This is a genomic window from Vagococcus lutrae (assembly GCF_003987555.1).
Taxonomy (GTDB): domain Bacteria; phylum Bacillota; class Bacilli; order Lactobacillales; family Vagococcaceae; genus Vagococcus_A; species Vagococcus_A lutrae.
Genome location: NZ_NGJW01000001.1, coordinates 330,361 through 344,184, shown reverse-complemented (window position 1 = coordinate 344,184; position 13,824 = coordinate 330,361). Strand labels below are relative to the sequence as shown.

Annotated in this window: 10 protein-coding genes, 24 tRNA genes and 1 rRNA gene; 32 read left to right on the top strand and 3 right to left on the bottom strand. The window is 40.9% G+C overall.

The window, feature by feature from the left end:
• Positions 1 to 2 precede the first annotated feature (2 nt).
• The 26 genes from rrf to dinB all read left to right on the top strand — a co-directional run bounded on the left by rrf (position 3) and on the right by dinB (position 3,474).
• A 5S ribosomal RNA gene (gene rrf / locus CBF33_RS01705) occupies positions 3 to 118 on the top strand.
• Between the two features lie 15 nt (positions 119 to 133).
• Positions 134 to 206: transfer RNA gene (locus tag CBF33_RS01700), tRNA-Val, on the top strand.
• Positions 207 to 211: 5 nt separating this feature from the next.
• Positions 212 to 284 (top strand) — tRNA-Lys (locus tag CBF33_RS01695).
• A 12-nt stretch (positions 285 to 296) separates the two neighbouring features.
• Positions 297 to 378 (top strand) — tRNA-Leu (locus CBF33_RS01690).
• A 12-nt stretch (positions 379 to 390) separates the two neighbouring features.
• Positions 391 to 463: transfer RNA gene (locus CBF33_RS01685), tRNA-Thr, on the top strand.
• 5 nt (positions 464 to 468) lie between these two features.
• A tRNA-Gly gene (locus tag CBF33_RS01680) sits at positions 469 to 540 on the top strand.
• A gap of 23 nt (positions 541 to 563) precedes the next feature.
• A tRNA-Leu gene (locus CBF33_RS01675) sits at positions 564 to 649 on the top strand.
• Positions 650 to 670: 21 nt separating this feature from the next.
• Positions 671 to 744, top strand: a tRNA-Arg gene (locus CBF33_RS01670).
• A 15-nt stretch (positions 745 to 759) separates the two neighbouring features.
• Positions 760 to 833 (top strand) — tRNA-Pro (locus CBF33_RS01665).
• A 12-nt stretch (positions 834 to 845) separates the two neighbouring features.
• Positions 846 to 919, top strand: a tRNA-Met gene (locus CBF33_RS01660).
• 20 nt (positions 920 to 939) lie between these two features.
• A tRNA-Ile gene (locus CBF33_RS01655) sits at positions 940 to 1,013 on the top strand.
• A 16-nt stretch (positions 1,014 to 1,029) separates the two neighbouring features.
• Positions 1,030 to 1,119: transfer RNA gene (locus CBF33_RS01650), tRNA-Ser, on the top strand.
• Between the two features lie 12 nt (positions 1,120 to 1,131).
• Positions 1,132 to 1,204, top strand: a tRNA-Met gene (locus CBF33_RS01645).
• A 2-nt stretch (positions 1,205 to 1,206) separates the two neighbouring features.
• A tRNA-Asp gene (locus CBF33_RS01640) sits at positions 1,207 to 1,279 on the top strand.
• A 10-nt stretch (positions 1,280 to 1,289) separates the two neighbouring features.
• Positions 1,290 to 1,360 (top strand) — tRNA-Gly (locus CBF33_RS01635).
• 28 nt (positions 1,361 to 1,388) lie between these two features.
• Positions 1,389 to 1,462: transfer RNA gene (locus tag CBF33_RS01630), tRNA-Ile, on the top strand.
• Between the two features lie 10 nt (positions 1,463 to 1,472).
• Positions 1,473 to 1,544 (top strand) — tRNA-Glu (locus CBF33_RS01625).
• 16 nt (positions 1,545 to 1,560) lie between these two features.
• Positions 1,561 to 1,650 (top strand) — tRNA-Ser (locus CBF33_RS01620).
• Between the two features lie 11 nt (positions 1,651 to 1,661).
• Positions 1,662 to 1,734: transfer RNA gene (locus CBF33_RS01615), tRNA-Met, on the top strand.
• Between the two features lie 2 nt (positions 1,735 to 1,736).
• Positions 1,737 to 1,809 (top strand) — tRNA-Asp (locus CBF33_RS01610).
• A 4-nt stretch (positions 1,810 to 1,813) separates the two neighbouring features.
• Positions 1,814 to 1,886: transfer RNA gene (locus CBF33_RS01605), tRNA-Phe, on the top strand.
• 11 nt (positions 1,887 to 1,897) lie between these two features.
• Positions 1,898 to 1,968: transfer RNA gene (locus CBF33_RS01600), tRNA-Gly, on the top strand.
• Between the two features lie 27 nt (positions 1,969 to 1,995).
• A tRNA-Ile gene (locus CBF33_RS01595) sits at positions 1,996 to 2,069 on the top strand.
• Positions 2,070 to 2,072: 3 nt separating this feature from the next.
• Positions 2,073 to 2,160: transfer RNA gene (locus CBF33_RS01590), tRNA-Ser, on the top strand.
• A gap of 9 nt (positions 2,161 to 2,169) precedes the next feature.
• Positions 2,170 to 2,241: transfer RNA gene (locus CBF33_RS01585), tRNA-Glu, on the top strand.
• A gap of 111 nt (positions 2,242 to 2,352) precedes the next feature.
• Positions 2,353 to 3,474, top strand: a complete 1,122-nt coding sequence (dinB, locus tag CBF33_RS01580; protein ID WP_126760971.1) for a DNA polymerase IV — start codon at positions 2,353 to 2,355, stop codon at positions 3,472 to 3,474.
• A gap of 18 nt (positions 3,475 to 3,492) precedes the next feature.
• On the opposite strand, the gene CBF33_RS01575 is transcribed toward dinB, so the two are convergent.
• A complete protein-coding gene (locus tag CBF33_RS01575; RefSeq protein WP_170167725.1) occupies positions 3,493 to 3,942 on the bottom strand; it encodes a YueI family protein in 450 nt (149 codons plus the stop codon).
• A 124-nt stretch (positions 3,943 to 4,066) separates the two neighbouring features.
• Between CBF33_RS01575 and CBF33_RS01570 the strand changes: the two genes are divergently transcribed.
• Both CBF33_RS01570 and CBF33_RS01565 read left to right on the top strand, forming a co-directional pair.
• A complete protein-coding gene (locus CBF33_RS01570; protein ID WP_126760967.1) occupies positions 4,067 to 4,696 on the top strand; it encodes an MBL fold metallo-hydrolase in 630 nt (209 codons plus the stop codon).
• A gap of 79 nt (positions 4,697 to 4,775) precedes the next feature.
• Positions 4,776 to 5,096, top strand: a complete 321-nt coding sequence (locus tag CBF33_RS01565; protein WP_126760965.1) for a putative heavy metal-binding protein — start codon at positions 4,776 to 4,778, stop codon at positions 5,094 to 5,096.
• A 33-nt stretch (positions 5,097 to 5,129) separates the two neighbouring features.
• Here CBF33_RS01565 and CBF33_RS01560 read toward each other — a convergent pair whose 3' ends face one another.
• Together CBF33_RS01560 and CBF33_RS01555 are read right to left on the bottom strand one after the other, a co-directional pair.
• Positions 5,130 to 7,244, bottom strand: coding sequence for an FtsX-like permease family protein (locus CBF33_RS01560; protein ID WP_126760963.1), 2,115 nt, complete (start codon positions 7,242 to 7,244; stop codon positions 5,130 to 5,132).
• The gene (locus CBF33_RS01555) at positions 7,216 to 7,989 is read right to left on the bottom strand and encodes an ABC transporter ATP-binding protein (protein ID WP_126761001.1); all 774 of its coding nucleotides are present in this window, start codon (positions 7,987 to 7,989) and stop codon (positions 7,216 to 7,218) included. Before CBF33_RS01555 ends, CBF33_RS01560 begins: the two co-directional genes overlap by 29 nt.
• Before the next feature lie 204 nt (positions 7,990 to 8,193).
• Between CBF33_RS01555 and CBF33_RS01550 the strand changes: the two genes are divergently transcribed.
• From CBF33_RS01550 to glpK, 4 genes are all read left to right on the top strand, one after another.
• Positions 8,194 to 9,408, top strand: coding sequence for an acetyl-CoA C-acetyltransferase (locus CBF33_RS01550; RefSeq protein WP_126760961.1), 1,215 nt, complete (start codon positions 8,194 to 8,196; stop codon positions 9,406 to 9,408).
• Positions 9,409 to 9,781: 373 nt separating this feature from the next.
• Positions 9,782 to 11,437 (top strand): glycerol-3-phosphate dehydrogenase/oxidase, encoded by a 1,656-nt coding sequence (locus tag CBF33_RS01545; RefSeq protein WP_126760958.1) that lies wholly within the window; start codon positions 9,782 to 9,784, stop codon positions 11,435 to 11,437.
• A gap of 17 nt (positions 11,438 to 11,454) precedes the next feature.
• On the top strand, positions 11,455 to 12,246 hold the full coding sequence (locus CBF33_RS01540) for an MIP/aquaporin family protein (protein ID WP_126760956.1): 792 nt from the start codon (positions 11,455 to 11,457) through the stop codon (positions 12,244 to 12,246).
• A gap of 44 nt (positions 12,247 to 12,290) precedes the next feature.
• On the top strand, positions 12,291 to 13,790 hold the full coding sequence (glpK, locus tag CBF33_RS01535; protein WP_126760954.1) for a glycerol kinase GlpK: 1,500 nt from the start codon (positions 12,291 to 12,293) through the stop codon (positions 13,788 to 13,790).
• Positions 13,791 to 13,824: the final 34 nt, after the last annotated feature.

The window sequence follows — 13,824 nt, the reverse complement described above, 5'->3', positions numbered from 1 at the left end:
AGTGTGGTGGCGATAGCAAGAAGGATACACCTGTTCCCATATCGAACACAGTAGTTAAGCTTCTTAGCGCCGATGGTAGTGGGGGGTTGCCCCCTGTGAGAGTAGGACGTTGCCACGCTTGTGTTTTTTATCTGGAGGTTTAGCTCAGCTGGGAGAGCACCTGCCTTACAAGCAGGGGGTCAGCGGTTCGAACCCGTTAACCTCCATTTATGACTCGTTAGCTCAGTTGGTAGAGCATCTGACTTTTAATCAGAGGGTCACTGGTTCGAGCCCAGTACGGGTCATTATAAAACGATGCGGGTGTGGCGGAATTGGCAGACGCACTAGATTTAGGATCTAGCGCCTAACGGCGTGGGGGTTCAAGTCCCTTCACCCGCACTTTAGGAAAGCGCCGGCTTAGCTCAGTTGGTAGAGCATCTGATTTGTAATCAGAGGGTCGAGGGTTCAAGTCCTTTAGCCGGCATTTTTGCGGAAATAGTTCAGTGGTAGAACACCACCTTGCCAAGGTGGGGGTCGCGGGTTCGAACCCCGTTTTCCGCTTTTTAATAGCAATATTAAAACAAGCCGGGGTGGCGGAACTGGCAGACGCACAGGACTTAAAATCCTGCGGTAAGTTTTTACCGTACCGGTTCGATTCCGGTCCTCGGCATAGTGATGATATATCACTGATGCACCCATAGCTCAATTGGATAGAGTGTCTGACTACGGATCAGAAGGTTAGGGGTTCGACTCCTCTTGGGTGCGTTTAACAAAGGTATACGGGAAGTAGCTCAGCTTGGTAGAGCACTTGGTTTGGGACCAAGGGGTCGCAGGTTCGAATCCTGTCTTCCCGATTTTTATAATTACGCGGTGTAGCTCAGCTGGCTAGAGCGTCCGGTTCATACCCGGGAGGTCGGGGGTTCGATCCCCTCCGCCGCGATCTTGATTTAGCTAGAACTTGGACCTTTAGCTCAGTTGGTTAGAGCAAACGGCTCATAACCGTTCGGTCGTAGGTTCGAGTCCTACAAGGTCCATTAATAATTATAATACGGAGGATTACCCAAGTCTGGCTGAAGGGAACGGTCTTGAAAACCGTCAGGCGTGTAAAAGCGTGCGGGGGTTCGAATCCCTCATCCTCCTTTTTAAAAATATCGCGGGATGGAGCAGTTGGCAGCTCGTCGGGCTCATAACCCGAAGGTCGTAGGTTCAAGTCCTACTCCCGCAATTGGTTCCGTGGTGTAGGGGTTAACATGCCTGCCTGTCACGCAGGAGATCGCGGGTTCGATTCCCGTCGGAACCGTTTATTTTATGCGGGTGTAGTTTAGTGGTAAAACTACAGCCTTCCAAGCTGTTGTCGCGAGTTCGATTCTCGTCACCCGCTTTATTGTAATGACAATAAAATTTTCTTGGGGCCTATAGCTCAGCTGGTTAGAGCGCACGCCTGATAAGCGTGAGGTCGATGGTTCGAGTCCATTTAGGCCCATAATAAATAAGGCCCGTTGGTCAAGCGGTTAAGACACCGCCCTTTCACGGCGGTAACACGGGTTCGAGTCCCGTACGGGTCATTTATAATTATAATATGGAGGATTACCCAAGTCTGGCTGAAGGGAACGGTCTTGAAAACCGTCAGGCGTGTAAAAGCGTGCGGGGGTTCGAATCCCTCATCCTCCTTTTAAAAATATCGCGGGATGGAGCAGTTGGCAGCTCGTCGGGCTCATAACCCGAAGGTCGTAGGTTCAAGTCCTACTCCCGCAATTGGTTCCGTGGTGTAGGGGTTAACATGCCTGCCTGTCACGCAGGAGATCGCGGGTTCGATTCCCGTCGGAACCGTCTCGGCTCGGTAGCTCAGTTGGTAGAGCAACGGATTGAAGCTCCGTGTGTCGGCAGTTCGATTCTGTCCCGAGCCATTTGGTAAGGTGCGGGTGTAGTTTAGTGGTAAAACTACAGCCTTCCAAGCTGTTGTCGCGAGTTCGATTCTCGTCACCCGCTTTATTGTAATCACAATAAATTTTCTTGGGGCCTATAGCTCAGCTGGTTAGAGCGCACGCCTGATAAGCGTGAGGTCGATGGTTCGAGTCCATTTAGGCCCATTTGGGGAAGTACTCAAGAGGCTGAAGAGGCGCCCCTGCTAAGGGTGTAGGTCGGGAAACCGGCGCGAGGGTTCAAATCCCTCCTTCTCCGTTTTTTTAAGGCCCGTTGGTCAAGCGGTTAAGACACCGCCCTTTCACGGCGGTAACACGGGTTCGAGTCCCGTACGGGTCATAAGACACTAACAATGGTTAGTGTCTTTTTTTTGATTTTATAAGAACGAATGTTCGTGGTATAATAGAGGGAAGAGTTACAATCTAAGATATAGTGAGGAGGGCAGCGACGGTGGAAATACGAATTCCTTTAAAAAATGATACTACTCGTAAAATTATTCATATCGATATGGATGCTTTTTATGCGTCGATTGAAGAACGAGATCGTCCAGAATTAAGAGGGAAACCGCTTGTTATTGCTCGTCATCCAAAAGAAACCAATGGTCGTGGTGTCGTTACAACGGCGAATTATGAAGCACGACAGTATGGGATACATTCTGCTATGAGCGCACAAAAAGCGTATGAACTCTGTCCGCATGCTAATTTTGTAAAAGGAGATTTAAATTATTATCGTGAAGTTTCTGCGAAGATTCATGCTATTTTTCATCGCTATACGGATATGATTGAACCACTATCGCTTGATGAAGCATATCTAGATGTTACTGAAAACAAAATAGGGAGTACTAGTGCGATTAAAATTGCGACGTTGATTCAACGAGATATTTGGCGAGAATTACACTTAACCTGTTCAGCTGGTGTTAGTTATAATAAATTTATTGCTAAGTTAGCTTCGGATTATCAAAAACCACGCGGTCAAACGGTGGTCTTGCCAGATGAAGCAGTTTCTTTTTTACGTGGATTACCGATTGATAAGTTCCAAGGAGTCGGAAGAAAGACGCTACCACGCATGCATGAGCGTGGGATTTTCACTGGAGAAGATTTATATCAATGGGAAGAAATGAGGTTGATTCAAGAGTTTGGTAAGATGGGCTATCATTTGTATCGCCGAGTTAGAGGCGTGGACAATCGTCCTGTTAATCCTAATCGCGAGCGTAAATCTTTAGGTCGTGAACGGACATTTAATCCGCCGTTAAGAACGGAGGAAGAGGTTATGGTGAAATTACGTGAAATTGCTTATTTACTCGCACAACATTTAAGTAAAAATAGGTTACACGGTCAAATTATCGTTTTAAAAGTGAGAAATAGTGAGTTTGAAACGGTGACAAAACGGCGCAGTTTACCGTATTTTATTCATCGAGAAGAAGATTTGTTCTATCTAGCTAAAGAGATTTGGGAAAGTATGACAATTGAGACGCAATCATTAGCTATTCGTTTATTAGGGATTACCATGACGGGGCTAGCCCCTCACGAGTATGATGTGATGACTTTGCCACTATATCCGCAAAAAAAATAAAGACACACGTTGATGTCTTTATTTGAAGCGTTCAAAAAAGCTAGTCGTCTTGGTTGTGTGATTTTCTTTTTGGTTGAGATATGAAGTGGTGGTCGTTTTAGATGATTGATATAAAAAATCTGGATAGTTGACGGCGGTATCTGCTACGTAAACGACACCAATAGCATCCAACTCATTTTGGTCTGTTTGAATGATAGTAAACGGGACGTCATGTTTCTGTGCGATTTTTATAAAAGCCATCCGTGCCTTAGTTGGTGCACTGCTGTTTATTTTTAAAGCATGTCCGGGTTGTGCCAAAATGACTTCTTCGGCATGTTTTTGTGCTGCAGTAGAGGTCATTTCCTTGTTTTGAATAGCTAGTAGAATACGCTCTTCAAATTCTCCTAAATAGCGTTTTTTTTCATGCGGTTTCAACTCAGGCGCGCCTTTAATGCCCTTGTCTAAATAATCTTGAATATCTTTACCCACGAAACCCTCTTCCTTTCTTGTGAATACTCTATTTATCATAGCATATCCTTTAAGGAGAATAAAATGATTGGCAAGAATTGTGTAGATTAGTTATACTGAAGGAGTAGAAAAGGAGTCGATAAAAATGATTGAAATTAAACAATTAGTAACAGGACCAGTTGAAGAAAACTGTTATTTTATTTACAATGACGAATCGATGTTGATAGTAGATCCAGGTGAGGATGAGGTAGAAATTAAGCGTATAGTAGAAGAGCTAGGGCGAAAGCCGGTTGCGATATTATTAACACATACGCATTATGACCACATCGGTGCAGTGGAAACGATTCGTCATACCTATGATATTCCAGTATATGTCCATCCAATCGAACAAGAATGGTTAGGCAATCCGACGTTAAATCTTTCTGGAAGACATCCGGGAATGAAAGATATCGTAGTGGCACCTGCAGAGCATGAATTTGAACTTAAAGATTATACGTTAGGTGGCATGACGTTTAAAGTGGTTCATACGCCAGGACACTCTCCAGGGAGTGTGAGTTTTATTTTCCCAGAAGCTCGCTTTGTGGTTAGTGGTGACGCATTATTCGCTGGGAGTGTGGGGCGCTCTGATTTACCATTTGGAGACGGCAAACAGTTGTTAGAAGTAATCAAATCTGAACTGTTCACGTTGCCAAAAGACTATGCTGTCTATCCAGGGCATCGCGGTGCTTCGACGATTGGTAAAGAAATCGAAACAAATCCTTTCTTCCGTTCTTAATAAATGGTTCTCAAGTCGGATGTTTCAATCATCTCTCTTTGCTATAATAACTGTAAATAGAATGTTAGGAGGAGATTGAGTGATTATTACTACAACAGACAAAATTAAAGGGAAAGAAATTGTAGGGTATGAAGGCATTGTTTTTGGAGAAGTCATTACCGGAATCAATATGTTTAAAGACATGGGAGCAGGGTTCCGTAACATGTTTGGTGGACGCTCTAAAGGGTATGAAAAGGAATTGTTGCAAGCCAGAGAGGAAGCCTTGGCGGAAATGGGTGAGCGTGCTGCTTACCTAGGTGCTGATGCAGTGATTGGTTCTAAAATGGACTATGAAGTGCTTGGCTCAGATAATGGTATGTTAATGGTGACGTGTAGCGGTACGGCAGTTAGACTTAAATAAAAAAGACGTTTCTAGCTAAGCTAGAAACGTCTTTTATTTTGCATAAGTTTTTAAATGAAATAAGTAACGACGTCGTGAAAAGAAAAAGAAGAGTGATTGGAAAAAGAAGTACCACATGATTACTTGAAGCCAGGGTTTTACCAGTGTGGTGGCACCAAGTAATCTTTTTAAAGCGAAAGTGGCCATAGTGAAATGGGACGTCGCAATAATTAATGGTAAAAAGAACATTAAAAATAGTTCAATAGACACGATTCTTTTTTGTTCAGTAGGCCCGACGCCAATGAAATACAAAGTTTGGTAGTAGTCAGCCTCTTCTTTTAAGCCACCAAATAGTCTGAAGTAACTAATACTTGCAGCAAAAACAAAAAAGACGGCACCGAGTAAAAAGCTCACGATAAGAATCAATCCGTTTGTTTGCTTGAGTGTCAGCCAAGTGAAATATAAAGAAGAGAGGCTAAACGATTGTTGCTCAAGCTGTTGTAGTTGTTGTGATTCTTTTGATGTCAATAATTGATGTCCTTGTGTTTTGTTATAAAGTAGGTCGAGTTTTTGATTGATTTCTCTAGATTTTGTTCCTAATTTTTTTTCTACTGCGTGATAAACGTTTGCCGCTTGTTGCCATTCATTAAAATGTATCAGCGTGAGATGCTCTGTCGGCGCTGATAGCGTCTCTGTTTGCTTGTCTGTCGAAGCCAAATAACGTTGTGAGATTTCTTCGTACATTTTATCGGTGACTATCACAGTGGGGTTGACCCATTCAAAACGATAGTCATGATTTCTAGGGTGTACGGTCATTTTTTGAGAGCTTCCTTGGTAATAAATGGTTTGATGGGAAACGTGATTCAAAGGGACGATTTTTGAGGTTTCATCGTGTTCGAAAGCAGTTCCAGTCATGAGATAAAGCTCATTATCAGATTTCAAAGATAGCGTTTCTTCTTTTTTGAAACGCGCCATTTCATTGTAAGTCGATAAAGAGAGTACCTGATAAGGCATAGACGTAGGAGTATCTGTTGAGTCATCGGTAAAAGTTACGATGATTCGTGTATCAGGTGTTTGTTTGATATAATCATAGCCAGCTTTTTTTATTTCTTGTTCGATAATGTCAATATTTTGCTCATGGAGTTTTGAAACGTCTGGTCGTGTCTTATCTTGCTGATACTGATAAGTATAAGCAAATGAGAGTTCTGTTTGGCCAGCAAATTCAGAGCCGTTTAAGGAAAGTGTCGTTCCCGTTGCGACAAAAGCGATGGCAGCGAAAGTAGCAATTAAAAAATACATATTGGCATTATCTTTAATACGATAAAGTAATTGATTCATAACTAATAGATAGCGTCCACGATAAATAGATGGATGTTTTTTAATGCGTGATAAAACGAGAATAGTAAATTGTTTGAAAAAAAGGTAGGTTCCTAAAATCGTTATTAACACGCCCATAAGTAATAAGAGTGGGTAAGCATAATAATCTTGATTAACAAATTCCCACACGAGTCGATAACCGACGCCTATACATAGTAAGCTGGTTATACCTAGCAACCAAGAATGTTTTGGAGGTGGCGCCATTGCTCCCTGTGTTTGAAGAATGAGATTTAATTTTTTTGATTTCAGTCGAATTAAGGTGACAATCGTAATGATGAAAAAAAGCGTTCCATAAACCTTTAGCGTCCTGTTAAAAGAGGCTTGTGGCCAATACATCGTTAATGGTTGCTCTAGTAGCAATACTGTTTGAGCGATAAGAAAAAGAAATTTCGTAAAGAGTAAGCCGATACTAATACCACTTATGAAACTAGCGCAGGCGATTATCATATTTTCTGCGATGAGCATGATTTTTAATTTATAAGGCGACATACCTAAAATGAGATAGGTTGCCAAATCTTGTTCTCGACTTTTGATAAAAATATTGAAGGCGTAACCTAAGAAGATAATCGACATTAAAATAATGACAACTTGAGCCACACCAAAAGCTGCGGCAGTTAGTAATGAGATGGGATCATAACTAAGTGTATCGATTTCTTTTTTTAACATCGGATGATGAGCAATGGTGGAAACGAGAAAAAATATCATAATGGAAAACGTACTGCTAAAGTAATAAGAGGCAAATGACCGGCCGTTGCGAAAGACATTACGAAAAATGAGTTGTCTGAATGTCATGATGTTTCCCTCCCAGATGACTCAATACATCTAGTATTTTCTGATAAAAAGCCTCACGGTTGTCGCCGCAATAAAGTTCATTATAAAATTGTCCGTCTTTAATAAAAATGACGCGTTTGGAATAACTAGCTGAAACAGGATCATGCGTCACCATCAAGGTGGTAATTTGTTTTTCTTGATTAAGTTTTTCAAATAACTGCATGACGTGCATCGCCGCTTTTGAGTCTAAATTCCCGGTTGGTTCGTCAGCGAGGAGTAACTGTGGCTGATGAATCAGCGCCCGTCCGATTGCTACGCGTTGCGCTTCTCCGCCAGATATTTCATAAATACGTTTATTTGCCAAGTGACTGATATCGAGTTCAATCATGATTTTATGGGCTTGTGTTAGACACTCGGTAGGAGCAATACCATCTAATGTGAGTGGTAACATGATATTTTCAATAACGGTCAGTGTTTTTAATAAGTTAAATTGCTGAAAAACGATGCCTAATTCTTGGCGTCTAAAGGCTGCAAGCTTATCTTTTGATAAGCGATGAGGTTGTTGATTGGCTATTAATAGTTCTCCTCTTGAAGGGGTATCTAATGTGGCAATTAAGTTTAATAAGGTTGTCTTTCCGCTTCCAGAAGGCCCCATAATACTGACAAATTCGCCACTATCGACGCGCAAGTCAATTTTTTTAAGGGCCTCCACAGGAACGGCACCGTGATAGACTTTTGAGACATCTTTTAATTCTAATAGCATCATACTCGCTCCTTTTTCATGATTCATATGTTCAGTATACCTTATTTTAAGTCGTAACTGAGAGAGAGAATGGCGATTTATCCTTACAATCTTGTCAGATAATTGTTAAATAACTCTTTAATTGTGTGTGACAGAATAGTATTCTGTTGTTTTTTCAGTTAAAATATAAACGATTATCGAATCCGAACGCGAAAGGATGAAACGACGATGAAAGTTTATGTAGTTGGGGCAAAGAGAACGCCCATAGGTTCTTTTATGGGGAGTTTAAAAAATAAATCAGCCAGTGAGTTAGGAAGTGTGGCTATTCAAGCGGCGCTTGAAAGTGCTAAAGTTACGGGTCATCAAGTCGATGAAGTGATAATGGGACATGTTTTAAGTGCAGGTCAGGGACAAGGACCAGCCAGACAAGCTAGTCTAGGTGCAGGACTTCCAGATTCAGTAGTGGCACATAGTGTCAATATGGTGTGTGGCAGTGGCATGAAGGCGATGATAAATGGCTATGCGCAGATACAAGCGGGATTAGCAAAGATTATCGTGGCAGGGGGAATGGAGTCGATGAGTCAGGCCCCTTACTTATTGCCTAAAGAAACACGCAGTGGCTTGAAAATGGGCGAGCGCAGCTTGATTGATAGTCTTATTTTCGATGGCTTAATTGATAGTCATTATCATTATCACATGGGGCTTACTGCAGAACAATTAGCTGAAGAGTTTGTCATTAGTCGTGAAGAACAGGATAACTATGCGTTTCATTCTCAGCAAAAAGCGATTGCTGCTGTGGATGACAAGGCTTTTGTTCGCGAAATTGCTCCAGTAAAAGTATCCGTTAGAGGAAAAGAAGAATGGTTTTCAGAAGACGAGTATCCCAATCGAAAAACCTCTTTAGAAAAGCTAGCACGCCTTCGACCGGCATTTAAAAACGATGGAAATGTGACAGCTGGAAATGCTTCTGGGATTAATGACGGTGCAAGCGCAGTCGTTTTAGCATCGGATAGTGTGGTAGAGCAAGAGCAACTTACACCATTAGTAGAAATCATCGGAATTGGTCAAAGTGGTGTCGATCCGCTACGTATGGGACTAGGACCGGTCAAAGCGATTGAGTCAGCTCTTGCAATGGCGAAACTCTCACTGTCAGATATTGATTATTTAGAAATAAATGAAGCTTTTTCTTCACAAAGCATTGCGGTGTTAAAAGAATTAAGCACACAACATGCGGTATCAGAAGAAAGTTTGCTGGAAAAAACGAATATCAAAGGTGGGGCTATTGCACTTGGACATCCAATTGGGGCATCGGGTAGTCGTATTTTAGTGACATTAATTCATATTCTAAGAGAAAAGAACGCGAAATATGGCGTTGCTTCCCTTTGTATCGGTGGTGGTATGGGAATTGCTATGGTAGTAAAAAATACGGAATTTTCTGACTAAACAGTAAAATGGTATAGTCATTTTTCGAAAATATATATAAAGAAGAAGCTCAGTTTGTGTGCTTCTTCTTTTTTGTTATCTTTTATTAAACACCTTATAAAAAACATGATAAAAAAGTGATGAAATAAAATAATTTTTTCTTTTAAAATGGGATAAATGAAGAGTATAAAAGGATTGGTTGTTTTTTCACAATCTATTGTAAGGATATCGCTTACAAGTTTGTTGATTCACGATTTTTAATCGGTTTAATTCTTTGTGATGTTTTACTGTACAAACATATTAAATAGGGGTATAATAAAATTATCTTTTAATTATGGATAATAAATGTATCTAATTGAAAGGTAAAAAAGAATGATTTAGAGAGGTGAGTCGTATGATATTTTCTGAAGAAACTCGAGTGAATAACTTGAAAAAAATGTCAGAAAAAGAGTTAGATATTTTAGTGATTGGTGGTGGTATTACAGGAGCTGGTATAGTTCTAGATGGTGTCACGCGCGGCTTGGATATGGGAATGGTTGAGATGCGTGATTTCAGTTCTGGAACGTCAAGTCGTTCGACGAAACTAGTACACGGTGGCTTACGTTATTTACAACAGTTTGAAGTGAAAACGGTTGCGGAAGTCGGACAGGAACGTGCGGTAGTTTATGAAAATGCCCCACAAATTACAACACCTTTAAAAATGGTTCTTCCTTTTTATAAAGGCGGTACATTTGGTCCGTTAACAACCGCTATTGGGTTAGATATGTATGACTTTCTAGCACGTGTCAAACGTTCTGAAAGAAAATTTATGCTAAACAAAGAAGAATCATTGAAACGTGAACCACTTATTCGAGCAGAGGGCTTAAAAGGAACGGGTGTGTACGTCGAATATCGTACGGATGATAGTCGCTTAACACTCGAAACAATTAAGAAAGCTTCAGAATTGGGAGCACACGTTGCAAACTATACAAAAGTAACGAAATTATTATACAGTCATGAAACAGGTCAAGTAATTGGTGTCAGAGCATTAGATTTAGTGAATAAAGTTGAATACCCGATTTACGCCAAACGTGTTGTCAATGCAGCAGGTCCATGGGTAGATAATATTCGTGAAATGGATAACTCTAAAAAAGGGAAATACTTACATTTAACGAAAGGCGTTCACTTAGTGTTTGACGGAAAGCGCTTCCCTCTTAAAAATGCCATGTATTTTGATACACCGTTTAAAGATAAACGGATGATGTTTGCTATTCCACGTGAAGAAAAAGTTTACGTTGGGACGACTGATACTTTCTATGATAAAGATCAGCGTGAACCAGGTGTGACGATGGAAGATGTCACTTATATTTTAAATGCTGTCAATCAAGTTTTTGATATTGAACCGTTGACGCTAGCTGATATCGAATCTTCTTGGTCCGGTGTAAGACCATTGATACATGAAGAAGGAAAAAGCCCATCTGAAATCTCACGTAAAGATGAAATATTCCATTCAGAAACTGGCCTTTATTCTATCGCAGGGGGGAAATTGACTGGTTATCGTAAAATGGCTGAAGAAATTGTCGATAAAGTATTAAAAGACCTATCTCAAAACGAAGGTTACACGTATGTACCATGTGCGACTAAACATCTTACGTTATCAGGTGGTGACGTTGGTGGCGGTGACGGTTTTGCAGAATTTAAAGCACGTCATATTGAGCTGGGAGTTAGTGAATATGGGTTAACTGCAGAAGAAGCGGACAAACTCGTTCAACGTTATGGTAGTAACGTGACGGCTGTTTATAATTATCTCGATCAAAATCAAGAAACACGGTTACCACGTATTGAAGCCGCTATGTTGCAATATGGTTTGGAACATGAGATGACGATTCACCCGATTGACTTCTTGCTACGTCGTAGTAGTTATATGCTCTTTAATATGGCACGTTGTGAAGAAATTTATCAAGATGTCATTAATGAAATGGCGAGTTACTATGATTGGTCAGAAGAATATCAAGAACAGATGATTGAAGAAACAGAAACAGAAATTAAGCAACACATAAACTTTACATAGAAAAGGGGCGAGCAGTAATGACAGGATTTTATGCAGAATTGATTGGAACAATGGTTTTGATTGTGTTTGGTAGTGGTGTCGTAGCGGGAAATCTCTTAATTAAGAGTAAGTCGTTTAATATGGGATGGGTTGGCATTACCATCGCTTGGGCACTAGGTGTTACCTTAGGTGTTTATGTCGTAGCAGGAGCGAGTGATGCACACTTGAACCCAGCAGTGACATTGGCATTTGCTATGATTGGCGCATTTCCATGGGCAGAGGTACCTGCTTATATTGCTGGTCAGATGATTGGTGCTATGTTGGGTGCAGTACTTGTCTACTTAGTTTATAGTAACCATTGGAAATTAACAGAAAGTCAAGGAGATAAATTAGGCATATTTGCAACAGGACCAGCAGACCGCAATTATACGGCTAACTTTATTACAGAAATTATTGGAACATTTATGCTAACATTTGGTCTTCTTTCTATCGGTGCGAATGAACTTTCTTCAGGCTTTAATCCGATTGTCGTTGGGTTATTGATTTTAGCAATTGGTTTATCTTTAGGTGGACCAACAGGATATGCCATTAATCCAGCTCGTGACTTAGGACCTCGTATTGCTCATGCGATTTTACCGATTGCTGGTAAAGGAGATTCTGACTGGGGATACGCTTGGATTCCAGTTGTCGGGCCAATCGTTGGAGGGATTGCAGGGGCTTACTTCTATGACAGTGTTTATGCTTCTCATTCTGTTGTCGGATTAATCGTCTTTATAGTTATCGTAGGAGCATTAGTCTTTGTGACAAAAAGCAGTGACCAAGCAGCTTAAATATATTAGAAAATAATCATTAAAGAGATAGCGGAGGGAAACTCATGAGAAAAGAAAAATATGTAATGGCGATAGATCAAGGAACTACTAGCACACGTGCGATTTTATTTAATAAAAAAGGTGAAGTCGTACATACCGCTCAAAAAGAATTTACCCAACATTTTCCACATCCAGGCTGGGTTGAACATGATGCTAATGAAATTTGGGTGACAGTACAAGCAGTTATTGCCACGGTCTTGATTGAATCAGACACACGTCCAGAACAGATTGACTCAATTGGTATTACCAATCAACGTGAAACAACAGTCATTTGGGACAAAAAGACTGGCTTACCGATTTATCATGCATTAGTCTGGCAATCACGTCAAACGAGTGAAATCGCCGACCAATTGATTGAAGACGGCCATAAGGAAATGATTCGTCAAAAAACAGGTTTAATCGTCGATGCGTACTTCTCTGGAACTAAAATTAAATGGATTTTAGATCAAGTAGAAGGGTCACGTGAACGAGCTAAAAATGGAGAACTACTCTTTGGTACGATTGACACTTGGCTTATTTGGAAATTAACTGGTGGCGAAGTGCACGTGACGGACTATACTAACGCATCTCGTACGATGATTTATAATATCCATGAATTGAAATGGGACGAAGAATTACTAGAATTACTCGATATTCCTAAAGAAATGTTGCCAGAAGTACGTCCTTCTTCTGAAATTTACGGTAAGACAGTGTCTTATCATATGTTTGGACAAGAAATTCCTATTGCAGGCGTAGCAGGGGACCAACAAGCGGCCCTCTTCGGTCAAAATTGTTTTGAAGCAGGGAATATTAAAAATACATATGGAACAGGTTGTTTCATCCTGATGAATACTGGAAATAAACCAGTCGATTCTGCTAACGGTTTAGTTACCACGATTGCAGCAAGTGTCGATGATGACCAAGTTCAATATGCGCTTGAAGGAAGTGTTTTCGTAGCAGGGTCAGCTGTTCAATGGTTACGTGACGGCTTACGCATGGTGGAAAAAGCTTCTCAAACAGAAAAATATGCCGTAGATGCGAAATCTTCTGACAATGTTTATGTTGTTCCTGCCTTTGTTGGTTTAGGAGCACCTCATTGGGATACGGATGCTCGAGGGGCAATATTTGGTTTGACACGTGGTACGTCGAAAGAAATCTTTATCCGTGCGACACTAGAATCCATTGCCTATCAAACAAAAGACGTTATGGAAACCATGCGTCAAGATTCAGGTATGCCGATTACAAGCATGCGAGTAGACGGCGGTGCAGCTAATAATAATTTCTTAATGCAGTTCCAAAGTGATATTTTAGACTTAAATATTAAACGTCCGAAAGTAAGCGAAACAACAGCACTAGGTGCGGCTTACTTAGCTGGATTAGCAACAGGATATTGGGAAAGTACCGACGAAATCCGTGAAAACTGGCAACTGGATAAAGAATACGATCCACATATGTCAGCCGAAGAACGTGACGCTTTGTATGACGGCTGGAAAAAAGCTGTCGCAGCTACACGCACATTCAAATAAACAAAAAAGCTCTCGTCAGAGAGCTTTTTTTGTG